Source organism: Mesorhizobium sp. P171375, from assembly GCF_057786075.1.
Window position 1 is genome coordinate 684,313 of record NZ_JBYNWF010000001.1, and the last position, 25,603, is coordinate 709,915.

28 protein-coding genes and 1 pseudogene are annotated in these 25,603 nt (G+C 63.5%); 12 read left to right on the top strand and 17 right to left on the bottom strand.

All coding sequences use genetic code 11. The features are described from left to right. Window positions 1–63: 63 nt before the first annotated feature. The 3 genes from ACYHH6_RS03375 to ACYHH6_RS03385 form a co-directional block, all read right to left on the bottom strand. Window positions 64–663, bottom strand: coding sequence for a DUF1236 domain-containing protein (locus ACYHH6_RS03375; RefSeq protein WP_112560060.1), 600 nt, complete (start codon window positions 661–663; stop codon window positions 64–66). A gap of 64 nt (window positions 664–727) precedes the next feature. Further along, a complete protein-coding gene (locus ACYHH6_RS03380) occupies window positions 728–1,825 on the bottom strand; it encodes a zinc-binding metallopeptidase family protein (RefSeq protein ID WP_352586476.1) in 1,098 nt (365 codons plus the stop codon). 90 nt (window positions 1,826–1,915) lie between these two features. After that, window positions 1,916–3,163: a flavin monoamine oxidase family protein gene (locus tag ACYHH6_RS03385; protein ID WP_352586475.1), complete on the bottom strand. Its 1,248-nt coding sequence runs from the start codon at window positions 3,161–3,163 to the stop codon at window positions 1,916–1,918. A gap of 141 nt (window positions 3,164–3,304) precedes the next feature. On the opposite strand from ACYHH6_RS03385, the gene ACYHH6_RS03390 reads away from it, so the two are divergent. Next, window positions 3,305–4,102: a lytic murein transglycosylase gene (locus ACYHH6_RS03390; protein ID WP_352586474.1), complete on the top strand. Its 798-nt coding sequence runs from the start codon at window positions 3,305–3,307 to the stop codon at window positions 4,100–4,102. A 95-nt stretch (window positions 4,103–4,197) separates the two neighbouring features. On the opposite strand, the gene ACYHH6_RS03395 is transcribed toward ACYHH6_RS03390, so the two are convergent. From ACYHH6_RS03395 to ACYHH6_RS03405, 3 genes are all read right to left on the bottom strand, one after another. Continuing rightward, on the bottom strand, window positions 4,198–4,770 hold the full coding sequence (locus ACYHH6_RS03395; RefSeq protein WP_352586473.1) for a hypothetical protein: 573 nt from the start codon (window positions 4,768–4,770) through the stop codon (window positions 4,198–4,200). A 150-nt stretch (window positions 4,771–4,920) separates the two neighbouring features. Beyond that, window positions 4,921–6,144, bottom strand: coding sequence for an argininosuccinate synthase (locus tag ACYHH6_RS03400; protein WP_192254702.1), 1,224 nt, complete (start codon window positions 6,142–6,144; stop codon window positions 4,921–4,923). 41 nt (window positions 6,145–6,185) lie between these two features. Then, window positions 6,186–6,311, bottom strand: a complete 126-nt coding sequence (locus ACYHH6_RS03405; RefSeq protein ID WP_352586472.1) for a hypothetical protein — start codon at window positions 6,309–6,311, stop codon at window positions 6,186–6,188. Between the two features lie 58 nt (window positions 6,312–6,369). On the opposite strand from ACYHH6_RS03405, the gene ACYHH6_RS03410 reads away from it, so the two are divergent. Continuing rightward, complete coding sequence (locus ACYHH6_RS03410) at window positions 6,370–7,011, top strand: LysE family translocator (RefSeq protein ID WP_352586471.1); 642 nt, start codon at window positions 6,370–6,372, stop codon at window positions 7,009–7,011. Here ACYHH6_RS03410 and ACYHH6_RS03415 read toward each other — a convergent pair. Together ACYHH6_RS03415 and rlmN are read right to left on the bottom strand one after the other, a co-directional pair. Further along, window positions 6,983–7,456: a hypothetical protein gene (locus tag ACYHH6_RS03415; protein WP_352586470.1), complete on the bottom strand. Its 474-nt coding sequence runs from the start codon at window positions 7,454–7,456 to the stop codon at window positions 6,983–6,985. The genes ACYHH6_RS03410 and ACYHH6_RS03415 overlap by 29 nt on opposite strands. Further along, on the bottom strand, window positions 7,453–8,688 hold the full coding sequence (gene rlmN, locus ACYHH6_RS03420; RefSeq protein ID WP_352586469.1) for a dual-specificity RNA methyltransferase RlmN: 1,236 nt from the start codon (window positions 8,686–8,688) through the stop codon (window positions 7,453–7,455). Before rlmN ends, ACYHH6_RS03415 begins: the two co-directional genes overlap by 4 nt. Window positions 8,689–8,958: 270 nt before the next feature. Between rlmN and ACYHH6_RS03425 the strand changes: the two genes are divergently transcribed. Continuing rightward, window positions 8,959–9,258 (top strand): hypothetical protein, encoded by a 300-nt coding sequence (locus ACYHH6_RS03425; RefSeq protein ID WP_352586468.1) that lies wholly within the window; start codon window positions 8,959–8,961, stop codon window positions 9,256–9,258. A gap of 147 nt (window positions 9,259–9,405) precedes the next feature. Here ACYHH6_RS03425 and ACYHH6_RS03430 read toward each other — a convergent pair whose 3' ends face one another. From ACYHH6_RS03430 to ACYHH6_RS03440, 3 genes are all read right to left on the bottom strand, one after another. After that, window positions 9,406–9,909: an invasion associated locus B family protein gene (locus tag ACYHH6_RS03430; RefSeq protein WP_112560070.1), complete on the bottom strand. Its 504-nt coding sequence runs from the start codon at window positions 9,907–9,909 to the stop codon at window positions 9,406–9,408. Window positions 9,910–10,227: 318 nt separating this feature from the next. Continuing rightward, window positions 10,228–10,590 carry a YkvA family protein gene (locus tag ACYHH6_RS03435; RefSeq protein ID WP_352586467.1) on the bottom strand — a complete coding sequence of 121 codons (363 nt, stop codon included), beginning with the start codon at window positions 10,588–10,590 and terminating at the stop codon, window positions 10,228–10,230. A 132-nt stretch (window positions 10,591–10,722) separates the two neighbouring features. Beyond that, window positions 10,723–11,019: a 4a-hydroxytetrahydrobiopterin dehydratase gene (locus ACYHH6_RS03440; RefSeq protein WP_352586466.1), complete on the bottom strand. Its 297-nt coding sequence runs from the start codon at window positions 11,017–11,019 to the stop codon at window positions 10,723–10,725. A 103-nt stretch (window positions 11,020–11,122) separates the two neighbouring features. Between ACYHH6_RS03440 and ACYHH6_RS03445 the strand changes: the two genes are divergently transcribed. After that, on the top strand, window positions 11,123–11,635 hold the full coding sequence (locus ACYHH6_RS03445; RefSeq protein WP_352586465.1) for a low molecular weight protein-tyrosine-phosphatase: 513 nt from the start codon (window positions 11,123–11,125) through the stop codon (window positions 11,633–11,635). Here ACYHH6_RS03445 and thpR read toward each other — a convergent pair. Further along, entirely contained in the window at window positions 11,539–12,135 is a 597-nt protein-coding gene (thpR, locus tag ACYHH6_RS03450; protein ID WP_112560072.1) for an RNA 2',3'-cyclic phosphodiesterase, read from the bottom strand. The two genes, ACYHH6_RS03445 and thpR, sit on opposite strands and share 97 nt — an antisense overlap. A 137-nt stretch (window positions 12,136–12,272) precedes the next feature. Next, window positions 12,273–12,917, bottom strand: coding sequence for an arylesterase (locus ACYHH6_RS03455; protein ID WP_352586464.1), 645 nt, complete (start codon window positions 12,915–12,917; stop codon window positions 12,273–12,275). Between the two features lie 85 nt (window positions 12,918–13,002). Here ACYHH6_RS03455 and ACYHH6_RS03460 point away from each other — a divergent pair, with 85 nt between their 5' ends. The 4 genes and pseudogenes from ACYHH6_RS03460 to ACYHH6_RS03475 all read left to right on the top strand — a co-directional run bounded on the left by ACYHH6_RS03460 (window position 13,003) and on the right by ACYHH6_RS03475 (window position 18,058). Continuing rightward, window positions 13,003–13,698 (top strand): ABC transporter ATP-binding protein, encoded by a 696-nt coding sequence (locus tag ACYHH6_RS03460; protein ID WP_352586463.1) that lies wholly within the window; start codon window positions 13,003–13,005, stop codon window positions 13,696–13,698. A gap of 185 nt (window positions 13,699–13,883) precedes the next feature. Next, window positions 13,884–16,382, top strand: coding sequence for an ABC transporter permease (locus ACYHH6_RS03465; protein WP_352586624.1), 2,499 nt, complete (start codon window positions 13,884–13,886; stop codon window positions 16,380–16,382). Window positions 16,383–16,622: 240 nt separating this feature from the next. Beyond that, window positions 16,623–17,363 (top strand): Bax inhibitor-1/YccA family protein, encoded by a 741-nt coding sequence (locus ACYHH6_RS03470; RefSeq protein ID WP_352586462.1) that lies wholly within the window; start codon window positions 16,623–16,625, stop codon window positions 17,361–17,363. A 118-nt stretch (window positions 17,364–17,481) separates the two neighbouring features. Next, window positions 17,482–18,058, top strand: a pseudogene (locus tag ACYHH6_RS03475) (GNAT family N-acetyltransferase). Window positions 18,059–18,198: 140 nt separating this feature from the next. On the opposite strand, the gene ACYHH6_RS03480 reads toward ACYHH6_RS03475, so the two are convergent. The 3 genes from ACYHH6_RS03480 to acnA form a co-directional block, all read right to left on the bottom strand. Next, on the bottom strand, window positions 18,199–18,588 hold the full coding sequence (locus ACYHH6_RS03480; protein ID WP_112560078.1) for a DUF2794 domain-containing protein: 390 nt from the start codon (window positions 18,586–18,588) through the stop codon (window positions 18,199–18,201). A 428-nt stretch (window positions 18,589–19,016) separates the two neighbouring features. Then, complete coding sequence (locus tag ACYHH6_RS03485) at window positions 19,017–19,811, bottom strand: DUF1223 domain-containing protein (RefSeq protein WP_352586461.1); 795 nt, start codon at window positions 19,809–19,811, stop codon at window positions 19,017–19,019. 328 nt (window positions 19,812–20,139) lie between these two features. Continuing rightward, window positions 20,140–22,830 (bottom strand): aconitate hydratase AcnA, encoded by a 2,691-nt coding sequence (gene acnA / locus ACYHH6_RS03490; protein WP_352586460.1) that lies wholly within the window; start codon window positions 22,828–22,830, stop codon window positions 20,140–20,142. A 285-nt stretch (window positions 22,831–23,115) separates the two neighbouring features. Between acnA and ccmA the strand changes: the two genes are divergently transcribed. From ccmA to ACYHH6_RS03510, 4 genes are all read left to right on the top strand, one after another. Continuing rightward, window positions 23,116–23,724: a heme ABC exporter ATP-binding protein CcmA gene (gene ccmA / locus ACYHH6_RS03495; RefSeq protein ID WP_352586459.1), complete on the top strand. Its 609-nt coding sequence runs from the start codon at window positions 23,116–23,118 to the stop codon at window positions 23,722–23,724. Between the two features lie 52 nt (window positions 23,725–23,776). Continuing rightward, complete coding sequence (gene ccmB, locus ACYHH6_RS03500) at window positions 23,777–24,442, top strand: heme exporter protein CcmB (protein ID WP_352586458.1); 666 nt, start codon at window positions 23,777–23,779, stop codon at window positions 24,440–24,442. Between the two features lie 105 nt (window positions 24,443–24,547). Further along, window positions 24,548–24,739 (top strand): heme exporter protein CcmD, encoded by a 192-nt coding sequence (gene ccmD / locus ACYHH6_RS03505; protein ID WP_112560085.1) that lies wholly within the window; start codon window positions 24,548–24,550, stop codon window positions 24,737–24,739. Beyond that, window positions 24,736–25,317, top strand: coding sequence for a DsbE family thiol:disulfide interchange protein (locus ACYHH6_RS03510; protein WP_352586457.1), 582 nt, complete (start codon window positions 24,736–24,738; stop codon window positions 25,315–25,317). The genes ccmD and ACYHH6_RS03510 overlap by 4 nt, the downstream gene beginning before the upstream one ends. 42 nt (window positions 25,318–25,359) lie before the next feature. Here the strand turns inward: ACYHH6_RS03510 and ACYHH6_RS03515 are convergent, their stop codons facing one another. Then, window positions 25,360–25,527 carry a hypothetical protein gene (locus ACYHH6_RS03515; RefSeq protein ID WP_352586456.1) on the bottom strand — a complete coding sequence of 56 codons (168 nt, stop codon included), beginning with the start codon at window positions 25,525–25,527 and terminating at the stop codon, window positions 25,360–25,362. Window positions 25,528–25,603 lie beyond the last annotated feature (76 nt).

The window sequence follows — 25,603 nt, forward strand, 5'->3', positions numbered from 1 at the left end:
CCTGACCAGGCCGACACCGGGGAGAAGGCGGCCGCCGGATGGGGACCGCCTTCGGGGACTCAATCAGCGCACAACATACATGATGCGCCGTGTCTGCGGGTCGACCAGCGCAGGCTGGCCGTTCACATAGACATAGCGGTAGCGGTAATCGGGGATTTCGCGCAGTTCGACGGTGTCAGGCAAGGTCGCGCCTGTCACCACCTCGCCGTCGAGATAGACCGGGTCGAGCCGGTGCGTGCTGACATAGGTGCCGACTTCCGCCGGCGGCCTGTCGATAGCGTCGATAGGGCCGTCGTCGGAAAGGATCGCGCCGGTATAGGTGTCGGGATAATCATCCTGCGGCGGTGCAACGACGGTGATGGCGGCGTCGGCGGGGCGGCGCGTCAGCACGACGCGGCTGCCGCCGAAATCGGCCGTCACGTAGTCGGAATAGACCCAGCCCTGGCCGCCGGCCTCGGCGATGGTGCACCATTTGCTGTTTTCGATGCAGCCATTGAGCGTCGCCGACTGGCCGGCGGCAAGCACGCCGATCACCGGATATTGCGGGCCGGGGCCGGCGCGCACGTTAAGATCGGTGACGGCCGAGACGGCAGTATCGGCGAGTGCCGCACCCGACATGGCGACAAGCGCCCCGGCGACGGCCGGAAACAGTATGCGTCTCATGATTTCGCTCCGTTTTCGTTGGTCCCTCGCGAGCCGAAACGAAACCGGGCCTTATGCGTTCCGGCTAAAATGCCTGTGCCGGCTCACGATTTATTCCGGTTTCTTTCGGTAAACCCGTCAGAAGCTCATGTACGAAGGCGAGTTTCTGCGCCGTGACGTCCGAAATGACGAAGGGATAGAGGTCGGGCAGGCCCATGCAGCGGTTGATCGAGTTGGAGGCTTCCGACAGCACCAGCCAGCGGGCGAGGATCTTTTCGAACGGCTCGGGCACGGCGTGAGGCTCGGCTGGGGCGGGCTGCAGGCGGCCACCGGTGTCGCCCTGCGGCAACACATTGGCCTCCATCGTCTCCAGCTGGCCGAGCGGAAAGTTCAACGCGTGCACCATCTCCAGCGTGTCGGTGATGTGCAGATGGTGCGCCCAGGTCTCCGCCCAGTCCTCCCACGGATGCGATGTCGCGTAGGCAGAGATGTGGTTCTGCTGCCAGTCGGGCGCCGCACCGTTGGCGTAGTAGGTCTGCAGCGCCTGTTCGTAATCGGCGCGCTCGTCGCCGAACAGCGCCCGGAAGGCGTCGAGCCTTTGCGGGTCGTCGCGGATCAGCCGGTCCCAATAATAGTGGCCGAGCTCATGGCGGAAATGGCCGAGCAGTGTGCGGTAGTTCTCGCCCATCTCGACGCGCCGTCGCTCGCGCTCGGCCGAGTCCGCCTCGGCGACATTGAGCGTGATCAGGCCGTTGTCGTGGCCGGTCAGGATGCGCTCGCCGCCGGGGCCACCGCCGATCGGGTCGGCCAGGAAGTCGAAGGCCAACCCGATCTCGTCGCCGGGGTTCTGCTTGGGCGCCACCGGCAGGCCGAAGGCGAGCAGCGAATAGATGGCGCGCTTCTTGGCCGCCTCGACGCGGATCCAGCGGCGGCGGTTGCCGTCGACGGAGAGGTCGGGGATCAGCTGGTTCAGCACGCAGGCGCGGCAGAAGCGGTGGCCCGGCTCGGCCATCCAGTTGCAGGCGCATTCATCGGCGTTGGTGCAGTGGAAGATGCCGTCGATATCAGACAGGGCGAAGCGCGCATGCTCTGGGTCGTAGAGCACGAGGTTCGAGCAGCTCAGGCACTGCGCGTTCTCGAAATAGAGCCGGTGGCCGCAATGCGGACAGTCGAACAGTTTCATCTCGGCCTCAAATCGTCACGGCAGTTATATGGTACGCGCGGCGCGCGGCCCAAAACGCCAGTGACCGGCGGGCGTTCCGCTTTTCCGACGCTATTTCACGGCCAGCCGTGCGGCGACTTGCCGCGCCACGTTCTCGCCCGACAGGCGCGCGCCGCCGCAGGTCTGGATCAGCGGGCCAGCCAGATGCTCGCCGGCGAAGAAGATCTTCTCCGCCACCGGCTGCATCAGCGTTGCGCGGGCCTCCGAGCGTCCGGGACGGGCCGCGGCATAGGCGCCGCGCACGAAGCGCTCGCCGCCCCAATTGGTCATCATGGCGCGTGCCACATGCTTTCTGGTGTCGCTGCCGAAAATGCCGCACAGCCGGTCGACGACGAAGTCGATGCCGGCCGCCTCGCCCGCCGCCGACATTTCCCAGGCGAAGTCGCCGCCGACAAAACCGACCATCAGGTCGAGGTCGAAGGGGAAGCACAGGAAATAGATGTCGTGCCGGGCCATGCGTTCGATCAACAGGTCGTCGAAGGGCTCCAGGCCGAGCCTGGTGCCGCGGATCTCCACCGGCAGCTTGGTCAGCATGCCCATCGGCAGGTCGAAGAAGGCGCCAAAATGCGCGTCGGGAAGTGCAGGCGAGAATTCGATCTCCTCGAAGGCGAGGACGGCCGGCGAGGCGGTGACGATCACCGCCTTGGCGCGCACGGTGCCGCGATCGGTGACGCAGGCGACGCCCGGCACATCCCACAGGATCTTGCGCACCGGCGTTGACAGTTCGACCGGCAGGTCGGCGCCGAAGCGGGCGACCAGCGCGCCGAAGCCTTCTTTGCTGAAATAGTTCGGGTCGAGATCGGCGGCGGCCTGGAAGTCGCGGATCGAGATCTCGTCCTCGTCGGCGCCGAAATCCATCGGTCCGGCGAAAGTGGCGGCGGCGCGCGGCGCCTGGCCCTTGGCCAGAAGCGTCGACAGCCGGTCGTCGTCGCCCTCTTCGACCTGATGCGTGGCCAGCAGCTCGAACAGCCGCGCATCGGCGGCCTTCATCTCTGCCTCCTCCTGCTCGCTCGCCTTGCGCTGGCGGTAATAGAGATGGTCGACATTCATGTCGTGGTGATGCAGCGTCCAGCCGGCAGCCTGCGCTTCGGGAAAATAGGGATTGCGGTCGGCGGCGTGCAGCCAGGCGCAGCCGATGTCGAACGGGATGCCGAAATGCTGGTCGCTGGTCCAGGCGCGGCCGCCGATGCGGCCCATGGCTTCGAGCAGCTTGAAGGAAAGGCCTGCGGCACGAATGGTCCTGGCGGCAGCTAAGCCAGCTGAGCCGGCGCCGATGATGACGACATCAACGTCTTCCATGGTTCCCCGCCACAATAAGCACTTGATCGTAGGCAAATTCCGCTGCATTGGCCAGCGTGGCGCCGGGGCTACGGTGACAATGGCGCGTTTCACTGGCAAGTTCACAACCGGGACGTGATTCAGGCAATCAGGAGAGACAGCATGGCATTGTTTGCCAAGGGAAGAGTTTTTGTGGCCGCGGCAGTGGCGGTATTTGCGCTGGCGACGGGCGCGCAGGCGGCCGCCAGCTGCGGCAAGACCGGCGCGGGCTTTGACGCGTGGAAGTCGGACTTCGCCGCACAGGCCAGGTCCGAGGGTATCGGCGGGAAGGGTCTGGCTGCTCTGGCCGGTGCCAACTACGCGACCAAGACGATCTCCGTCGACCGCGCCATCCACAAGGCATTCAGCGGCTCGGTGGACGCTTTCATGAAGCGCCGTGGCGGGGCTGCCATCATTTCCAAGGGCCGTGCGCTGAAGAAGTCGAACGCGGCGATGTTCGACAGGATCGAGAGCAATTACGGCGTCTCGCCGGGCGTGCTGCTCGCCATCTGGGGCATGGAGACGGGCTTCGGTGCCTCCCTGGGCAACCAGAACACGGTCTCCGCCATCCTGACGCTGGCTTACGATTGCCGCCGCCCGGGATTCTTCTACCCGCATGCCATTGCAGCGCTGAAGCTGGTCGATCGCGGCGCGCTGAGCGCCTCGTCGGTGGGTGCCGCGCATGGCGAGATCGGCCATACTCAGTTCCTGCCGGGCAATGTTCTGAAGTATGGCGTCGGCAACGCAAATCTGCGCGACAAGGCGACCGCGCTGGCGTCCACCGCCAACTTCCTCAAGGCTCATGGCTGGCGGGCGGGTGCGAGCGCAAGTGCCAATATGGGCGCAATTGCCGGCTGGAATTCCGCCAGCGTCTATCAGCAGGCCATCGCCCAGATCGCCGACGCAATCGACGGCAATTGAGCGACAATCCCATTCAACGGAAAGCCCGGCCATGTGCCGGGCTTTTTTGTCGGTGCGTGTGGCATGCCAAGAGCAGCGAGCGCCTGGGTTCTCAATTAGCCGCCGCCCAAGGGGCATTTCTCGGAAGCGGGAACCTCGAAGAAGCCGCCGTAAAGATTTGAGCAGGTACGGAACTTGGAGTTCCGCGGCGTTGGAGGAGCCGCCTTTGGCCTGCCCTTCATATCGATTTTGGTCGGTTGGTCGAACTGCGCGTAGCCGCTCAACGGGCATTTCCGGGAAGCGGGAACCTGGAAGATGCCTGCAGTACCTTTGCAGGTACGGAAGTTGGGGTTCCGTGGCGCCGGCGTGGCCGTAGCCGCAGCCTTGGACTTGCCCTTGATGACCAGCCATATCTCGGTCGATTGGTCGAGCTGCAGCCGGTTCAAGTCGGAGTAGCTGATCCGCCCGCTGCGTATCCCTTCGCCAAGGCGCTGGCAGAACAAGGCCGGCATGCGCTCTTGTGAAACGCCCATGAAAGAGGCGATTTCGTGCTTGAACGTGATGCTCCATAAATGGACAGCGGAGATGCACCCGTCTGGATTCTGCTCGCGTTTCGCGGCCGCCTGCGAGGACTGGCATCCGGTAAAGACGACGGCCGCCGCAAGCAAAAGAAAAATGGCGTTCTTCACGATCAGAATCCCTCCGTCCCGCGAGGGAATTTAGATGAAGCTTTTAGAACGTCAACAGGATCCGCCTGGCTGGTTTGACTTTTCTTATATTAGAGATGTCAAATAAAAACCCGGCGTCTCCACCGGGTTTGCCTGGAATAGTAGTTGGGCTCAACCCTTGCGGTTGCGTGCTGCAAGTGTCCTCAGCCGCAGCGCGTTGAGGCGGATGAAACCGGCGGCGTCCTTCTGGTCGTAGGCGCCGCGGTCATCCTCGAAGGTGACCAATGCGTCGGAATAAAGCGTCTTCTTCGACTTGCGGCCGGTGACCATGACATTGCCCTTGTAGAGTTTCAGGCGCACCGTGCCTTCGACATCTTCCTGGCTCTTGTCGATCATAGCCTGCAGCATCAGCCGCTCGGGCGAGAACCAGAAGCCGTTGTAAATCAGCTCGGCATAGCGGGGCATGAACTCGTCCTTTAGGTGGCCTGCACCCCTGTCGAGCGTGATCGACTCGATCGCGCGGTGAGCCACGATCAGGATCGTGCCGCCGGGTGTTTCGTAGACGCCGCGCGACTTCATGCCGACGAAGCGGTTCTCGACCAGGTCGAGCCGGCCGATGCCATTGTCGCGACCGAGGTCGTTGAGGGCCGTCAGCATCTCAGCCGGCGACAGCTTCTTGCCGTTGAGCGCAATCGGATCGCCCTTCAAAAATTCGATTTCGATCTCGGTGACCTTGTCGGGCGCATCCATCGGCGAGACGGTGCGCTGGTGGACGAATTCCGGCGGTTCGCTCCACGGGTCTTCCAGCACCTTGCCCTCCGAGGAGGAGTGCAAGAGGTTGGCGTCGACCGAGAAGGGCGCCTCGCCTCTTTTGTCCTTCGCCACCGGGATCTGATGCTGCTCGGCGAAGTTGATCAGGTCGGTGCGCGACTTGAACGACCAGTCGCGCCACGGCGCGATGACCTTGATGTCGGGGTTCAGCGCATAGGCCGAAAGCTCGAAACGGACCTGGTCGTTGCCCTTGCCGGTGGCGCCGTGGGCAATCGCGTCGGCGCCGGTCTCCCTGGCGATCTCGACCAGGTGTTTCGAGATCAGCGGACGGGCGATCGAGGTGCCGAGCAGATAGGTGCCTTCATAGACGGCGTTGGCGCGGAACATCGGGAAGACGAAGTCTGAGACGAATTCCTCGCGCACGTCGACGACGCGGATATCCTTGATGCCCATCATCTCGGCCTTCTTGCGCGCCGGTTCCAGCTCGCCGCCCTGGCCGAGATCGGCGGTGAAGGTGACGACTTCGGCGCCGAGTTCGGTCTGCAGCCATTTCAGGATGATGGAGGTGTCGAGGCCGCCGGAATAGGCGAGCACGACCTTCTTGACGTCTTTGGTCTTCGACATTGTTGGCGGTTCCGCGACAAGGGTTCTTCGCGGGCGAGGTATCACGGGCTTTCCGGCCAGCGCAAGGGACGAACGCCGATCAAGGCTGGACCAGATGCTGCGGCCGTCAGCGGCTGGAACGGGCCAAGCGCCTGCGCTATAGGCTGCGCTTCCTTTTGTTCAAGCATCGGATTCTCCCAAAACCGGCTTCCACTTTTGGGTCCGACGCTCTGCCAGGGGCCACCAATGTCCTTCATTCCCGACACCACGACGCTGATCCAGTTCGCCGTCGCCACCATGATCCTGGCGATAACGCCGGGGCCAGACATGACGCTGTTCGTCTCGCGCACGCTGAGCCAGGGCCGCGCTGCCGGCTTTGCCTCGCTGGCCGGGGCGCTGTGCGGCACGCTGATCCACACCACTTTGGTGGCGGTCGGCATCTCGGCGCTGATCGTCGCCTCGCCAATGGCCTTCCTCGTGCTAAAGATTTTTGGCGCTGCCTATCTCGTCTTCCTGGCCTGGCAGGCGCTCACCAAAGGCTCGGCATTTTCGCCGCAGAAGAAGAGCGGCCCTGAGATTTCGCTGTTTCGCAGCTGGGTCGCCGGGCTCGGCGTCAATCTGCTCAACCCGAAGATCATCCTGTTTTTCATGACGTTTCTGCCGCAGTTCGTCTCGGCACATGACCCGAACGCACCGGGAAAACTGTTCTTCCTCGGCGTGATGTTCATCGTGCTGTCGATCCCGGTGACGGCGCCGATGGTGTTTGCCGCGGAAAAGTTTTCGGCGGCGATGAAGGCCAGCCCGCGCGTCACGCGGGTGGTCGACTATCTCTTTGCCGGGGTGTTTTCGGCCTTCGCGCTCAAGATTTTGACTGCTCAGGCGAAGTAGCCGCCTGCCACCAGCTTCCGGCCCAGCGGCCGGCGCTTAGCCAGTAGAAGATGCCGCCGACCATGCCGCAGCCGATCACGGCGGCGATGGCGTGCGGATCGGTGACGTCGAAATTGATGTCGGCATTCTGGTGGACGAAGCCGAGGAACACCGCGGCCACGATGCCGCCCGCAAGGGCATAGAACAGCCAGTCTCTGCGGCTGAGTATCTCCGAGATCAAGATGACGATGGCCGCCGGCATGAAGGCGAAATAAGCGATGAACAGCGCCACGAAGGGGATCGAGAAATACAGCGATGCGGTTGCCGTCGGATGGGCATGTTCGGGCGCGTAACCGAGCGAGGCCAGGAACAGGACGTTGAGAAAGGCGCTCGCCGCCAGCGAGGCGACGACATAGCCGAACAGGATGACGGCGAAGCGGACGAGATAGGCGATGACGCGGCTCACGCCTCGCCGTGTCCCGCGATCATCATGGCCTCCAGCGCCAGCCGGTCGACCTTGCGCATGCGCTCGGAGTCCGACTTGAGCTGGCCGCAGGCGGCGAGGATATCGCGGCCGCGCGGGGTGCGGATCGGCGAAGCATAGCCGGCATTGTTGATGTAGTCGGCAAATTTCTCGATCGTCTCCCAGTCCGAGCACTGGTAGTTGGTACCCGGCCACGGGTTGAACGGGATCAGGTTGATCTTGGCCGGAATGCCCTTGAGCAATTTGATCAGCCCCTTGGCGTCCTCGATGGAATCGTTGACGTCCTTCAGCATCACATATTCGAAGGTGATGCGCTTGGCGTTGGAGAGGCCGGGATAGGCGCGGCACGCCGCGATCAGCTCCTTCAGCGGATACTTCTTGTTGATCGGCACAAGCAGGTCGCGCAGGTCGTCATTGGTGGCGTGCAGCGAGATCGCCAGCATGACACCGATTTCTTCGCCGGTGCGCAGGATTTCCGGCACCACACCCGAGGTCGACAGCGTGATGCGGCGTTTCGACAGCGACAAGCCGTCGCCGTCGGAGGCGATCAGCAGCGCCTTCTTCACCGCCTCGAAATTGTAGAGCGGCTCGCCCATGCCCATCATGACGATGTTGGACACTTTGCGGCCCTCGGCCGGCACGATGGCGCCGTCGGGCGTGTCACGGTCGGGGAAATCGCCGAGCCGGTCGCGGGCGGTGAGCAATTGCGCCAGGATTTCCTCGGCAGTCAAATTGCGAACCAGCTTCTGGGTGCCGGTGTGGCAGAACGAGCAAGTCAGCGTGCAGCCGACCTGCGAGGAGATGCACAGCGTGCCGCGGCCTTCCTCGGGGATGTAGACGGTCTCGATCTCGACCGGACGGCCGGCGCCGCGCGGCGGAAAGCGGAACAGCCACTTGCGGGTGCCGTCGGAGGAAATCTGCTCCTCGACGATTTCGGGCCGGGCGACGGTGAAATGCTTGTCGAGCTCGGCGCGCAAATCCTTGGAGATGTTGAACATGCCGGCAAAGTCGGACATGCCGCGCACATACATCCAGTGCCACAGCTGCTGGGCGCGCATCTTTGCCTGGCGCTCGGGCACGATGCCGGCGCCGACAAGGGCTTCGCCGAGCTCGGCCCGGGTCATGCCGATCAGCGACGGCTTCTCGGCCGATGTGGCACGGGCGCGCAACGCATCGCGTGCGCCCTCAGTGGTGAGATCGAAGGAAAGGGTCATATCAGCGCCAATATAAGCGAATTGCGGCCGATTTCATCCATCGTGCCGGAAATGAAGCGCGGCGCATAGCACAGCTTGCGGCGAGAGTCATGCGGGGCGGCGAATGTTGCGGCCTGCCGATCCCATCGTCCGGCTGACCCGTCGCGGGCGGCGAAGCGCCATCCCATCGCGGAAAATCGATCACATGTTCGTGTTGGCGTAACGATTGGCAGTCCATCGCGAAATCTGAAAGGGGGCGACTATGCCTCTGTAAAAATGGGAGTACGCGGAATGCAATCAATCAAGCTTATTGTTGTTGCCGGACTCATCGGCATGTCTGCCGCCCCGGCGTTTGCCGAGGATGCGATGGGAACGATGACCATGATGAAGGGCGGGCAGGTGACGGCGATCATGCCGGACGGCCACATGGGCACAATGATGCCGGATGCCAAGATGGGCGCCGAGATGATGAAGATGGCAAAGCCGATCAAGCACTGCATGATGATGATGACCGACGCCCAGGGCAAGGCCTACATGATCGACACGTCCACCAAGAAGGCTCAGGCCGAATGTGAAAAAATGGCCATGTGAGGTTCGAACCGGCCTCGCTTCGGGCATTCCCGCCGGCGCAGGCGTCGGCGGGCTAATCTCGAATGCCTGCGCGAAAGTGGCCTTGAACTGAGTGGCAGTTCGACCTTGCGGCCTGGCCTTCATTCAAATTCCGTCAGGCCAATTGGCCTACTTGCACTTGGCGATGGACGACAACGCGGCCGAGATGCCCTTCAGCGAAAACACATAGGTTGTCGTGTTGCCGCGGCCGGATTTCGCCGACACCTTCATGTCGGTGCCGGTCTTCATGGCAGCGATCAGCACCGGTTCTTCGGCGGCGTTCTCCACCCAGGCCGACTTGCCGCGGGTGAACATCGAGAACGACTTCTTGTCGATGGTGACGGTGGCCTTGGAGCCTTCCTGGAAGGTGTAGCCGGCGATGAATTGCGGCTCGTAGGACACCTGCTGGCCCGGCCGCTGGCTGACGAAGAAGAACATGTCACCATGGTCGAGCGTCGGCGGCTGCTTGTCGGTCGGCACGGTCAGGACGTAGCAGACCTTGCCGCCCTGCGCCTGATAGCTGTAGGTGCCCCAGGCGTTGTGCTGGCCGATCTTGGTCGCCTGCTGCGCCAGCGCCGGCGCTGCAGAGGCCACCAGGACCAGGCTCGAGACTAGTGCAATCAATCCGCGCATCGCTTTTCCCGTATTCCAAATGGTGCGGGGGCAGGCCGGCTTGGCGTCCTGCCCGTCGCTTCATTTTGATTTAATCTGGGTTACCAAACGGTGAATTTCCCTCGGAAAAGGACATTCACCCATGGAAACCACCGCCATTTCCGCGCCGCTTGTTGAAAAACGGCTTTCGCAATGTCCCTGCGGCGACTTGGAGGCCACGAAAGCGGCAAGAGTTTGACTTTTTCAACGGCCGCAGCGGAACCCGAAGCCAAGCCGCTATCGCCCTGTTTGAACGCCGGATTTCTGGAAAACAAGTTCGCTGATGGGACGGCCGCCGGTTCAGCTCTTGTCGGCGATCGCTTCCTTGGCGGCCTTGCGATGGGCAGGCGTGATATGGGCGCTGACGGCAGTGATCGCTGCGGTCAGCACAGCGATGTCGTCGGTGAAGCCGAGGCCGAGGACGAAATCGGGGATGACGTCGACCGGCAGTACGAAATAGCCGAGCGCGGCGAGCAATATGCCCTTGGCGCGCAAAGGCGTCTTCTTGTCGAGCGCGCAGTAATAGGCGGCGACCACCTCTTCCATGAAGGGTATCTGCCGCGCCGCCTTCTTGGCCGTGCGCCAGAATTTCGCGCGCACTTCGCTTTCATCGCCCAGCCTGTTGCCGAAGCCGAAGAAATCAAAACCGGGTTGTTGCGCCATCAATGTCTCCTCTGCTGGCTGTCGCGCACTGTGTTGCGCGCGGCCGGCACGGGAAAATGTGGTGAAAGTGCCGGTCCGCTACAAGAGGACGACGCCGATTTGCCGGCACTGGCGCGTTGCAACGCTGGGCTGTCAGCCGCCGAAATACCCGTTCATCTTCTTCGCTAGCGCAATGTCCAGCGCGGTGACGCCGCCGGCGTCGTGGGTGTTCAGCGTCACGTCGACGGTCTTGTAGACGTTCGACCAGTCGGGGTGATGGTCCATTTTTTCCGCAGCCAGAGCGACGCGGGTCATGAAGGCGAAGGCTTCGGAAAAATTCTTGAAGACGAAGCTGCGTTTGATGGAAGCGCCGTCCGCGGCCAGCGACCAGCCGCCCAGTTCGGCCAGTGCAGCTGTAATGGCGTCCTTGCTGAGTTTCTCTCTCGTCATAATGATGTCCTGTGCTATCCCGATCTTGACCCTCACCATAGTGCAAGTCGCCCAAACGTGCCTTGCGTTTTGAGATGCCAAATGCACAAACGGCGCATATCGAATGAGCATAAAGCCGATAAATTCCATTCTGTTCGTCTGCCTCGGCAACATCTGCCGCTCGCCACTCGCCGAAGGCGTGTTTCGCGCCGTGCTGGCCGAGCGCGGCCGCGATATGGTGCTGGACTCGGCCGCGACCGGCGGCTGGAACCTCGGCGAAGCACCCGACCCGCGTTCGGTCGCGGTCGCTGCCCGCCACGGCATCGACATTTCCGGGCAGCGGGCGCGCAAGGTCCGGTCGGAGGATTTTGCCCGCTTCGACCTGATCCTCGGTATGGACCGGCAGAATGTCCGAGACCTGAAGGTGATGGCGCCGGCCGGTGCCGGCGAACGCATCCATCTGCTTGTGGAGTTCGCGCAGGGAAAAGCCCGCGACGTGCCGGATCCCTATTACGACGGGGCGGAAGCCTTCGCTTCGGTCTACCGCATGATCCGCGAAGCGTCGGAGGCGCTGGCAAAGCTGCTTGAGGAGCGCGCATCGGCGCCGGACAGCGGCCAGGCTTCCTCGACGATGTAGGGGCCGCCGCCGACCGAATCGCGCGACGACATCAAGACGAAGCGGCCGACGCGAAACGGCAGCGTCGAGAAATTGCCGCGCGCCGACAGATATTGCGCGACGTCGAGCGGGCTCGAATTGCGCAGCCGGGCCAGCGTCACATGCGGTGTGAATTTGCGCGGGTCTGCGGGCAGACCGAGCCGCTGGCAGATACGGTCGATCTCGCCTTGCAGTGCGGAAAGGTCGGGCGAGGCAAAAACGCCGGCCCAGACGGCATGCGGCTTTTTCTGGCCGAAGGCGCCGACCCCGGACAGCGTCAGCGAGAAGGATGGGCGGTGAACCCGGTCGAGCGCGTTGGCGATCTCGTCAGCGACATGGCCTTCGACATCGCCGATGAAGCGCAGCGTCATGTGGTAGTTTTCGACATCGATCCAGCGGGCCCCGGGCAGGCCACCTCGCAAAAGGGACAGCGAAAGCGCGGCGTCACGCGGTATTTCGAGGGCGGTGAAAAGACGCGGCATGGTGAGCCTCCCTTCCTCGAATCGAACTATGCCCCTACCGAATCATCGATATTCAAGCAGGGCAAGTGGTTTGTTGGTCGCAGGCTTTCCCTAATGTTTCCCTTACGGAAGGCCGCGCCAGGAGCGAATGTCCGGCCTCAGGCGCCGCCCTCGACCGCCGCAATTGCCTTTTCCACGGTGGGCAGGATGCGCTCGACCATCGCATCGACGCCTTTCGGGTTGGGGTGCAAGCCGTCCTCCAGCTTCAGGCCGGACTGTCCGGCAACGCCGTCGAGAAAGAACGGATAGAGCGGCACATCGTATTTCGCGGCCAGCTTCGGATAGATCGCATCGAAGGCGGTCTGGTAGTCGGCGCCGAGATTGGGGGCGGCGCGCATGCCGGCCAAAAGCACCGCGATGTTGCGCGCTTTCAACTTCGCCAGCATGTCGTCCAGGTTCTTTTCAGTAATGCTGGGCGAGACGCCGCGCAGCATGTCGTTGGCGCCGAGTTCCAGGATGACAAGCTTGGTGCCGTCCGGCACCGACCAGTCGAGCCGCGACAGGCCACCGCTCGACGTATCGCCGGAAACGCCGGCATTGGCGACGCTCACATCAAGGCCCTTGGCGCGAAGGGCTGCCTGCAATTTGTCGGTGAAGCCTTCGCCGGGCCCGAGGCCAAAGCCCGCCATCAGGCTGTCGCCGAAGCCGACGACGGTGAATGTCTCGGCCCGCGCCGACGAAATGGCGCCGCAAAGGGTGAGGAAAAGGATGAGCCCTGCGGCAATCGAGCGTTTGAAAGACATGCGGCAGGCCCCATATGACCAAGAATTCTTCCGGCGACGGCTTCCGGCAGGCAGAGCCTTCATCTCCATATAGGACGCTTTAATTGTGACAGAAGCCGTCATCGAGCTGAAAGACATATCCCTGACCCTCGGCCAAGGCGCGTCGTCCGTGCATGTCCTGAAAGGCGTCAGCCTCGACGTGACGCGCGGCGAGGCGACCGGCATTGTCGGCCCTTCCGGCTCCGGCAAATCGACCTTGCTGATGGTTCTGGCCGGGCTGGAGCGGGTCGATTCGGGCACGGTGCGCATTGCCGGCGAATCGCTTAACGGCAAAAGCGAGGATCAGATCGCATCGTTTCGGGGCCGAAACATCGGCATCGTCTTTCAGTCCTTCCATCTCATTCCCAATATGACGGCGCTGGAAAATGTCGCGGTGCCGCTGGAGCTGGCCGGCCATGCCGATCCGTTCGGCGTAGCCGCGCGTGAACTGACAGCCGTAGGCCTCAGCGACCGAGTCACCCACTATCCCGGCGAACTCTCCGGCGGCGAACAGCAGCGCGTGGCGATTGCGCGGGCGCTGGCGCCCGCGCCGCGCATTCTCATCGCCGACGAACCGACCGGCAATCTCGACCAGGTGACGGGGCGGCAGGTCGCCGACCTTTTGTTCGCCAAGGCGGCCGAGCGCGGCATGACGCTGGTGCTGGTCACTCATGATCCGGCCCTTGCGGCGCGCTGCTCGCGCCAGGTGTCGATGCGCTCGGGCCGCATCGAGGATGCGCCTCTGCTCAAAGTGACGGCGTAGCCATGGCTGGAAAGACCCCCTCATCCGGCCCTTCGGGCCACCTTCTCCCCGCTGGGGAGAAGAGGCTGACGCCGGCGCTGGTGACCTCTTCTCCCCTCGGGGAGAAGGTGGCCGCGAAGCGGCCGGATGAGGGGGCGACCTGGCTCCGCACCCTGAAACTCGCGTTCCGCTTTTCGCTGCGCGAGATGCGCGGTGGGCTGTCCGGCTTCATGATTTTCCTGGCCTGTATCGCGCTCGGCGTTGCCGCCATCGGTGGCGTCAATTCGGTGGCGCAGGCGATCACCGCCGGCGTTGCCGACCAGGGCCAGACGCTGCTTGGCGGCGATCTGCGCTTCCAGATCAACCAGCGCGATACGACGCCGGCCGAAAGCGCCTTCCTCGGTGGCCTGGGTGCTGTGTCGCACAGCGCCAGCATGCGCTCGATGGCGCGGCTCGAGGACGGCTCCGGCCAGGCGCTAGTCGAGGCCAAGGCAGTCGACGACGCCTATCCGCTCTATGGCGCGCTGCAGACTGAGCCGCAGCTTGGCAGACAGGATCTGTTCGGTGAGAAATCCGGAATCTTCGGCGCCGTGGCGCCCGACCTGCTGTTCGATCGGCTCAATGTGAAGATCGGCGATCGGTTGAAACTCGGCAGCGCGACATTCGAATTGCGCGCCGGGCTGGTGAGCGAGCCGGACGCGGTGTCGGATGGATTCGGCTTCGCGCCGCGGCTGATGGTCTCGACCGCGGGGCTTGCCGCGTCGGGGCTGATCCAGCCGGGCAGCCTGGTCGAGAATGCCTACAAGGTTCGCCTACCGGCCGGCGCTAGCGAGGCCGATCTCAAAAGCATCCAGAAACGGGCCGCGAGCGATTTCCCCGAAGCCGGCTGGTCGATCCGCACGCGCTCCAACGCCGCACCCGCACTGTCCTCCAACATCGAACGCTTCTCGCAGTTCCTGACGCTGGTCGGGCTGACGGCGCTGGTGGTCGGCGGCGTCGGCGTCGCCAATGCGGTGCGCGCCTATCTCGACGGCAAGCGCGGCGTCATCGCCACCTTCAAGAGCCTTGGCGCTTCGGGCGGCTTCGTCTTCACCGTCTATCTCGTACAGATCCTGATGATCGCCGGCCTCGGCATCGTGCTCGGCCTCATCCTCGGCGCCGCCATGCCGTTCGCGGCGAGTGCCGCGCTGCAGTCGGTCATTCCGGTTCCGGCCGAAGGCGGCTTCTATCCCGGCGCGCTGGCTCTTGCCGCGCTGTTCGGGCTGCTGGTGACGCTGGCGTTCGCGCTGCTGCCGCTCGGCCGCGCCCGCGATGTGCCGGCAACGGCGCTGTTTCGCGAAATGGGGTTTGAGGGCCGCGGTTTTCCGCGCCTGCCCTACCTTGCGGCGGCGGTCGGCATCGCGCTCGCTTTGGCCGCCTTGGCGATCCTGTTTTCCGGTGACCAGCGCATCGCCTCGATCTTCGTCGGCGCGACAATCTTTGCCTTTCTGGTGCTGCGCCTGGTCGGCGCGCTGGTGCAGTGGGTGGCGCGCAAAAGCCCGCGCGTGCGCTCGGTCGCGCTCAGACTCGCCATCGGCAACATCCACCGGCCCGGCGCGCTGACGCCTTCCGTCGTGCTGTCGCTGGGGCTCGGGCTGACGCTCTTGGTGACGTTGGCGCTGATCGACGGCAATCTCAGGCAGCAGATCTCAGGCAGCCTGCTGGAGCGGGCGCCGAATTTCTTCTTCGTCGACATCCAGAACGGCGATGTCGACGCCTTCTCGGCGCTGGTCGGCAAAGAGGCGCCCAAGGGCATGCTGATCAAGGTGCCGATGCTGCGCGGCCGGGTGATGGCGCTGAACGGCGTCGATGTCGACAAGGCCAATGTGCCGGCTGAAGGCGCTTGGGTGCTGCGCGGCGATCGCGGCCTGACTTATGACGCCAAGCAGCCCGCCAACGCGACGCTGACCGAAGGCAGTTGGTGGCCGGACAATTATACCGGCGAGCCGTTGGTTTCGTTTTCCAACAATGAAGGCAAGGCGCTCGGGCTGAAACTCGGTGACACCGTCACCGTCAATGTGCTGGGCCGCAACGTGACGGCCAGGATCGCCAATTTCCGCGAGGTGCAATGGGAGACAATGGGCATCAATTTCGTCATGGTGTTCTCGCCCAACGCTTTTGCCGGCGCCCCGCATGGCTGGCTGGCGACGCTGACCGAGAAGGACGCGTCGGTAGCGGATGACGCGCGCCTGCTCAACGCCGTCACCCGTGCCTTTCCGGCGGTGACGACGGTCCGCGTCAAGGACGCGCTCGATATCGTCAACCGACTGGTCGGCCAACTCGGCACGGCGATCCGGGCTGCGGCCGGTGTGGCGCTGATCGCTTCGGTGCTGGTGCTGGCCGGCGCGCTCGCCGCCGGCAACCGCGCCCGCATCCACGATGCCGTGGTGCTGAAGACGCTGGGGGCCACGAGGCGGACGCTGATCACGGCGTTTTCGCTCGAATACATGCTGATCGGGTTGGCCACCGCGGTGTTCGCGCTTGCCGCCGGCGGCATCGCGGCCTGGTACATCGTCGCCCGCATCATGACGCTGCCATCGCATTTCATGCCGGAGGTGGCGGTGGCGACGTTGGTGTTTGCGCTGGCGATCACCGTCGGCATCGGCCTTGCCGGCACCTGGCGGGTGCTCGGCCACAAGGCGGCGCCGGTGCTGCGCGACCTCTAGGTCTCAAGCGGCAAAGCCGGCCGAATCCGGCCGTTTCCGATTAAATCTTGGTAATGCAGCGGCCGCGAAAGCCTGGAAAACCGGCTTCCGGCGATTCACCAAGCGTTGCGGCCCGTTACGGTCTTGTTCTTGACGTCAAGAACCATCATATTTCGCCACAGGCATGCTGGAGCCCCGCCAGCGGCGCCCAGGCCCGGAAGGGCCTGACACCGTACGGGGCAGAAGCAACAGAGGATTCCAATGGCTGAGCCCATTCGCAATTACCAGACTTCGGCCGTGCCGGGCGCACGCGCCGACATTGACCAGGGCCTGCGCAGCTACATGCTGAAGGTCTACAATTTGATGGGGCTTGGTCTCCTCATCACCGGCATCGCCGCCTGGGGCGCTTTCCAGCTCGCCGTCACCGGCGACGGACAGCTGACCGCTTTCGGCACGCTGATCTACGCCAGCGCCTTCCGCTGGGTGGTCATCCTGGCCCCGCTCGCCGCAGTCTTCTTCCTGTCGTTCAGGATCCAGTCGATGAGCGTGGCTGCGGCGCAGACGACCTTCTGGGTCTATTCGGGCCTGGTCGGCCTGTCGCTGTCGACCATCTTCCTGGTCTACACTGGCGCCTCGATCACCCAGACTTTCTTCGCCACGGCTGCCGCCTTCGGCGGACTGTCGCTCTATGGCTACACGACCAAGCGCGATCTTTCAGCGTTCGGCTCGTTCCTGGTCATGGGCGTGGTCGGCCTGGTGATCGCCATGGTGATCAACATCTTCCTGCAGTCGTCGGCGCTCGGCTTCGCCATCTCGGCGATCGGCGTGCTGATCTTCGCCGGCCTCACCGCCTATGACACGCAGACCATCAAGGAAATGTACTACGAAGGCGACCAGGCCGACGTTGCCGGCCGCAAGGCGATTATGGGCGCGTTGAGGCTCTATCTCGACTTCATCAACCTGTTCATGTTCCTTCTGCAGTTCATGGGCGATCGCCGCTAAGCGGTCTCCATCCAGGCAACTGGACCATCGAGTTTGCGAAGGGCGGCCCAACGGCCGCCCTTTTCTTTTGTGCCGGCCTTTGCTGTGATGGGAGGCAGATGAATCGTTTGCACAAATTATGAGCACTATTTCCATACGCGCGGCCCTGGAGGGCGACCTCGACCGAATCACCGAGATCTACGCCGATGCGGTGACGCATGGCACGGCGAGCTATGAGCTGGAGCCGCCCAGCCGCGCCGAGATGGGGGTGCGCTTCGACAGCCTGACGGGCGGCGGCTTTCCCTATCTGGTGGCGGAAAAGGATGGCGACCTGCTTGGCTATGCCTATGCCGGCGCCTTCCGGCCGCGTCCGGCCTACCGCTTCATCGTCGAGGATTCGGTCTATGTCGCGCCTGATGCCAAGGGGCAAGGCGTCGGGCTGATGCTGATGCAGGCCCTGATCGAGGCCTGCCGGGTCGCGGGCTTTCGCCAGATCATAGCGGTGATCGGCGACGGCCATGCCGACAGCGCCTCGGTGCGGCTGCATGAAAAGCTCGGCTTTCGCCATTCCGGCCGCCTGGAAGGCTCCGGCTACAAGCACGGGCGCTGGCTGGACACGGTGTTCATGCAGCTGTCGCTGAATGGCGGGGCAACTCTCGCCCGATCCGGACTCGCTGCCGGAGCGGAAATTTCGCGAGAGTCTTGGCGGGAAGTGAGTGGGGTTGTAGGAACTGGGGAATTGATGAACTGAAGAATTGGAGAAAAGGGACTACGTCCTGGAGAAATCCCGTCTTCTCAATTCCTCAGCTCTCTATTTCTTCAATTCCCCAATTCCTAAGTTCTTCAATTCCCCAACTCAGGCCTCGACAACTTTCAGCTTGGGATCGAACACGCCGAGCACGCGGCCGAGTTCCTGGCCGCGCTTGAGGATGCGGCCACCGGCAGCGATGACGGCGAACGCGCCTTGCCGGCGCGCCAGTTTCGGATCCTTGACGATCTGGAACAGCGGCACTTCGCTGGCTCGGCGGAAGACCGAAAACACAGCGCGATCAGCGAGATGATCGATGGCGTAGTCGCGCCACTCATTGGCGGCGACCATGCGTCCGTAGAGTCTCAGGATCTCATCGAGTTCACGCCGGTCGAAGCGAACCGGCTGGTCGAGGCGTTCGCGTCGCGCCTCCTGCAGCGGGATCAATATTGCGGATGAGTCCCCATCCTCCGCTCCACCGCTGCTGCGATCGGTCATACCGCGATCCCTTTAAAAATGAATCTCGCTTGCAGAAGTTGGCGTGTTCGCGGTGGAATTGCAAGACCCGGCTAACCATCCCGGGGCTGCGCTGTTTTCGCAACGTCCAGTCACTTTTATAAAACGCGGTGTTTGAATTGGTGATGCTCCGCCACATTCCTGCCTTATTTTATCCGCGCTCATGCCCCAATGTCCGACGAATTTACCGGCGTTGCCTGAGACGGTTCGGTCCGGCACCGGCTCGTAAACCCCAAGCCCCCCGCCCACGGGTCTGCGTCGGATCGAACCAACCTCGGACTTTCCTTAGGGAGAGACCGGGTGCGACGATCCCAAAACCTAAATGACCGACGTCAGAAGCAAGCTGACGTCGGTTTTTTGTTGGGCGATGCGCTTCCCTTCTCCCCCTGTGGGAGAAGGAAGAGGTGGCGCTACGGCTTGTGAATAAACGCGGCGCCCAAAATCGGGCCGGGCAGGCCGTCCCTGCCGACCGATTGCAGCAGCACGGCGCAGCCGCCTTTCTTGGCGATCTCGGTCATCGGCAATTCGTAGCGCTGCGCCTTGCCGTGCCACATGCCGGCGGTCTGGATGCCGGTGACGGCGTTCCAGTAGGTCATGCTGCGGCCGGTGTTCTCGCCCTTGGCGATGGTAACCGTCTGCGGCGGTTCGAAATAGACGATGACGACATGGGCGTCGCTCGGGCCGCTGCCGGCGTCGCCGGTATCGATCATGACGCGGTCGCTGGTGCGGCTGACCTTGATGCTGACCCGCATGCCTTCGCCCGACTTCTCCATGCGGGCAAGCGCACCGTCGACCTCCCTGCGGCTGGCGCCGTTGACATGGCTGCGACCATTGATGACGGCTTGCGGCGTGTACACCGAGCGGGTGCCGAAGGCGCGCATATAGTCATATTGCCGGTCGGTGTTGTCCTTGTTGCTCAGCGTGTCCTGCCAACCGAGATAGTCCCAGTAATTGACGTGGTAGGCGAGCGCGACGACGTTGTCCTTGGCTGCCAGCTCGGCAAAGAAAGCGTCGGCCGGCGGACAGGAATTGCAGCCCTGGCTGGTGAAAAGCTCGACGACGCCCAAGGGCCTGTCAATCTGGGACTTGTCGGTCTGCGGCTTGTCGGCCTGGGTGGTGCCGGACTCCTCGGCAAACCCGGTCCCGGCAAGCGCCGAGAAGGCCAGCGCGAAAGCCGCAAGCCGTAGAGGTTGTCGAGATGCCATGGCCGTTCCGATTCCCGCCGGTGACGCCGGCCTTGTTCTGGTTGCCCAGATTTGTGGCAGAAGCGACAGTCAACGGGAAGTCACGTTGCGGTGAAATTTTTGCTGCCGCAACCGCGGGTATGGCCGCTACAGGACGGTGCACTTCACCGCCCGGTTCGATCGGGGGCATGGCATCAGGAGCTTGCGGCAGATCTTGCTGAGCTCAGCCGGTTTTTACTGCAAGCAAACAGGACGGAACTTCCATCCGCCCGGCCAATGCTTTGGAAAGACTGGGCGGTAGGCAGTAGGCAGTGGGAGGCCTTATTCCCTACTGCCTACGCCCTATTCCCTACGCGGCCAGATCGCGCAGCACGTATTGCAGGATGCCGCCGTTCTTGAAGTAGTCGAGTTCATCCAGCGTATCAATGCGGCAGATGATCGGCACGTTCTTCACCGTGCCATCGCCATAGGTGACCTTGGCGATCATCGTCTGGCGCGGCTTGATGGCGCTCAGGCCGTCGATCTCGACCAGCTCGTCGCCCTTGAGGTTTAGCGAGGCCCATGAGGTGCCTTCCTCGAAGACGAAGGGGATGACGCCCATGCCGACCAAGTTGGAGCGATGGATGCGCTCGAAGGACTGGGCGATGACGGCGCGGACACCGAGGAGGTTGGTGCCCTTGGCCGCCCAGTCGCGCGACGAGCCGTTGCCGTATTCGACGCCGGCGAAGATGACCAGCGGCACGCCTTCCCTTTTGTACTCCATCGCCGCGTCGTAGATCGATTCCTCTTCCTTCGACGGGTAGTGGATGGTGTAGCCGCCCTCGCGGCCATTCTCGCCCAGCATGTGGTTGCGGATGCGGATGTTGGCGAAGGTACCGCGCATCATCACCTCATGGTTGCCGCGCCGCGTGCCGTATTGGTTGAAGTCGGCAACGCCGACGCCATGGTCGGTGAGGTATTTGCCGGCCGGCGACGCCGCCTTGATCGAACCCGCCGGCGAGATGTGGTCGGTGGTGATCTTGTCGCCGAAGAGACCCAGCACGCGCGCGCCCTTGATGTCGCCGATCTTGCCGAAACCCGCGGTCATCCCAGCGAAATAGGGCGGGTTCTGCACATAGGTCGAATTGTCGTCCCAGGCATAGGTCTGGCCTTCCGGCGCCTTGACGTTCTGCCAGTACTCGTCGCCCTTGAAGACGTCGGCATATTTGCGGGCGAACAGCTCGCGGGTGACGTTCTTCTCGATGAACTCCTGGATCTCGGCCGAGCTCGGCCAGATATCCTTGAGGTAGACCGGCGTGCCGTCGCGGCCTTCGCCAAGCGGTTCGGTGGTGAGGTCCTTGGTGACCGTGCCGGCCAGCGCATGCGCGACGACCAGCGGCGGCGACGCCAGGTAGTTCGCCTGCACGTCGGGCGAGACGCGGCCTTCGAAATTGCGATTACCGGAGAGCACCGCGGCAGCGATCAGGCCCTTGTCGTTGATGGTCTTGGAGATCGGCGCCGGCAGCGGGCCGGAATTGCCGATGCAGGTGGTGCAGCCGAAGCCGACCAGGTTGAAGCCGATCTGGTCGAGCTCCTTCTGCAGGCCGGATTTTTCGAGATATTCGGCGACCACTTGGCTGCCGGGCGCGAGCGACGTCTTCACCCAGGGTTTTTGCTTGAGGCCGAGGCGGTTGGCGTTGCGCGCCAACAGGCCGGCGCCGATCAGCACGCTCGGGTTCGAGGTGTTGGTGCAGGAGGTGATGGCGGCGATGACGACGTCGCCATGGCCGAGATCATGGTCGGTGCCTTCGACGGCGTAGCGCTTGTGGATTTCGGCGGCCTTCTTGTACTCGGTCTCCATCGCCTTGGCGAAGCCGGCCGGAATGCCTTCCAGCGCAACGCGGCCTTCGGGGCGCTTGGGGCCGGCCATCGACGGCACGACCTCGCTGAGTTCAAGCTCGAGCAAATCGGTGAAGACCGGATCGGCCGAGCCGGTGTCACGCCACATGCCTTGCGCCTTGGAATAGGCTTCGACCAGAGCGATGCGGCTTTCCTCACGGCCGGACATTGTGAGATAGCGGATGGTTTCGCCGTCGACCGGGAAGAAGCCGCAGGTGGCGCCATATTCGGGTGCCATGTTGCCGATGGTGGCGCGGTCGGCCAGCGTCATGTTGGAGAGGCCGGGGCCGAAGAACTCGACGAACTTGCCGACGACACCCTTCTTGCGCAGCATCTGGGTGACGGTGAGCACGAGGTCGGTGGCGGTGACGCCTTCTTTCAGCTTGCCGGTGAGGCGGAAGCCGATGACTTCCGGCAACAGCATGGAGACCGGCTGGCCGAGCATGGCGGCCTCTGCCTCGATGCCGCCGACGCCCCAGCCCAGCACGCCAAGGCCGTTGATCATCGTGGTGTGCGAATCGGTGCCGACGCAGGTGTCGGGATAGGCGGTGGTTTCGCCGTCTTCGGTGTTGGTCCAGACGACCTGGCCGAGATATTCGAGGTTGACCTGGTGGCAGATGCCGGTGCCGGGCGGCACGACGCGGAAGTTGCGGAACGCTTGCTGGCCCCATTTCAGGAACTTGTAGCGTTCTTCATTGCGCTCATATTCGAGCTCGACATTGCGGGCGAAGGCCATCGGCGTGCCGAATTCGTCGACGATGACCGAGTGGTCGATGACGAGATCGACCGGCACCAGCGGGTTGATCTTCTGCGGATCGCCGCCGAGCGCCTTGAGGCCGTCGCGCATCGCCGCGAGATCGACCACCGCCGGAACGCCGGTGAAATCCTGCATCAGGACGCGGGCCGGGCGATACGCGATCTCTACGCCGGCGGTACCCTTGTCGGTCAGCCAGCCGGCAACCGCCTGGATCGATTCCTTGGTGACGGAGCGGCCGTCTTCATTGCGCAAAAGGTTCTCCAGCAGCACCTTCATCGAATAGGGCAACTGGGCGATGCCGGTGAGGCCGTTCTTCTCGGCCTCGACCAGATTGTAATAGACATAGTCCGCGCCACCCACGGTGAGGGTGCGGCGGCAATTGAAACTGTCGAGGGATTTTGACACGTGCGGTCCGTCCTTGTCTGTTCAGCCTGAAAGGGAACGGACGCCGATGGGCATGCAATCACGCGCAAAGGTGCGGGTACGGCCATTTCCGCTGTCCGCTCCCAAGCAACCCGAGCCGTTCAAGGCGGCGCGTGCGCTGGTTCGGCGCAAATTCTCTTCCCGTGCCGACCGCTGGCACGGATGTCCCGCATATAGAGAATTTTCTGGAATAGTTCTAGACAGGCGACAGGCAATTTTGTGCGATGCGGCAGCTGTCGCACGGTAAAGTTTTCGGGACGGGCAAGGATGCGGCTGATCGCCGAAAATCTGGGCGGCGAACGCGGCGGCGAGACGGTCTTTTCCGACATAGGCTTTGCGCTCGAGAACGGCCAGGCGCTGGTCGTCACCGGACCGAACGGATCAGGCAAATCGACCCTGCTCAGGATCATCGCCGGGCTGCTGCCGAAAGCAGAAGGCGACGTGCGGCTTGAAGGCGGCGGCGAGACGTTTCCGACGATCGCTTCGGCCGTCCATTATCTCGGCCATCTCAATGCGATGAAGACGGCGCTGAGCGTGATGGAAAATTTGCGCTTCTGGCGCGATTTCAATGGCGATGGCCAGTTGGGTGTCGAAGAGGCGCTGGAGACGGTCGGTCTCGGCGGCATCGGCTATCTACCGTTCGGGTACCTCTCGACCGGGCAGAGGCGGCGGGCGGCAATAGCGAAATTGCTGGTCAGCCATCGGCCCTTGTGGCTGCTGGATGAGCCGACGGCGGGGCTGGACAAGGCTTCGGAAGCGCGGTTTGCGGGGCTGATGGCGAGGCATTGCGCGGAGGGCGGGATTGTTGTCGCGGCGACGCATCTGCCACTGGGGTTGGATGGGGCGCAGGCGTTGGTGATGGGGGAAGCCGCTTGATGTCGGTCCTCTACGTGCAAGAACGCCTTCCTCAACAAAGGACCACTTCGTAATGTGGTCCCTCTTCCTCCGCGACATCCGCCTCTCTATCCGTGCCGGCGGCGGAGCGTTGACTGGCGTCATCTTCTTCCTCGCCGTCATCGCCACCATCCCCTTCGGCGTTGGGCCGGACCTGAAGCTGCTGGCCCGTATCGGTCCGGCGATCCTGTGGATCGGCGCTCTGCTCGCCTGCCTGCTCGGCCTCGACCGGCTGTTCCAGGCCGACCGCGAGGACGGGTCCCTCGATCTTCTGGTGCTGGGCAATGACCGCCATATGCTGGCGCTGACGGTGCTGGTGAAGTGCCTGGCACATTGGGCGGGCAGCGTTCTGCCGCTGGTGGTCGCCGCCCCTCTGCTCGGCCTATTCATGAACATGGAGCCACTCGGCATCGGCGCGACGGCGCTGACCCTTCTGGTCGGCACGCCGGCAATCACCTTCATCGGTGCGGTGGGCGCGGCGGTGGCGGTGGCGCTGCCGCGCGGCGGGCTGTTGATCTCGGTGCTGGTGCTGCCGCTGACCATTCCGGTGCTGATCTTCGGCGTGTCGGCCAGCTACGGCGCGGTGGCCGATCCCGACCCGTTCGCGCAGCCCTTCCTCATTCTTGCCGCGCTGACGCTGTTTCTTGCCGTGCTGGGGCCGGTGGCGGCAGCGCTGGCGCTGCGGCATGGAACGGATTGACGTGGCGGCTGCGGCGCAGCGGCCAATTGCGAAGCCGAAGCTGCAAAGCTATGGGAAGGCCATGATCGAGCACGGCGAAGCGACAGCGGAAGGGAAGCGGGCTGCATGAGCGCACACGCCCTTTATGTAACCGCCGCCTATTGCATCACGGCGATCGTGCTGGCCGGGCTGATCGGTTGGATCCTGCTCGACCAGCGTGGGCGCAAACGCGAACTGGCAGAACTAGAGGCAGCAGGCGTACGGCGGCGTTCGGACAAGGCCAGCACTGGGGCCAGCACGGGGGCCAACAAACCATGAGCACGGAAAGCGAAACGCCGGCGCCGCCGCGCCGCCGCCTGATTGTGCTGTTGCCGCTGCTGGTTTTCCTCGGCCTTGCGGGGCTGTTCCTGTTGCAGCTTTTGTCGGGGCGCGACGAGGCGGAAGTGCCGTCGGCGCTGCTTGGCCTGCCGGCGCCGCAGACCAATTTGCCGGCGCTGGAAGGGTCAAACCTGCCCGGCCTCGATTCAAAAACCTTCGCCGGCAAGGTGACGCTGGTCAATGTCTTTGCATCGTGGTGCGCGCCGTGCCGGGAAGAACATCCGGTGCTCCTCGCGCTGTCGCAAGACAAGCGCTTCGTCATGGCAGCGCTGAACTACAAGGACGAGCCGCAAAACGCGCGCCGGTTCCTCGGCGATCTCGGCAATCCGTTCCAGGCCATCGGCGTCGACGAAGCCGGCCGCACGGCCATCGACTGGGGTGTCTACGGCGTGCCGGAAACCTTCGTCATCGGCAAGGATGGCAAGATCGCCTACAAGCATGTCGGGCCGCTGACGGGCGAGTCCTCGCAGACGGTGCTGATGCCTGAAATTGAGAATGCGCTCGCGGCACCGGGCTGACGGCCGCCTCGCTTCGAACGCGGGGCCGTCAGGGCATTAAGCTCAGCCGTAGATCTGCTTGCGGACCTGGTAGAGCATTTCCGAGCGATCGGCGCGCAGGTCGGCGAGGTCGCGGCCGGAAAGGTTCTCGATTTCGGCGACGAGGCGGTTGTAGTGCTTGCGCTTGGCAATCGAGGTGCGAGCGCGGGTCATGAAACTGTCGAAGATCATAGCAAGGGTCCTTTCGTGCCGCATATCAGCGGCGAATTTGTTCCTCCCTTGACTGTACGCAGCATGACATAGGAAT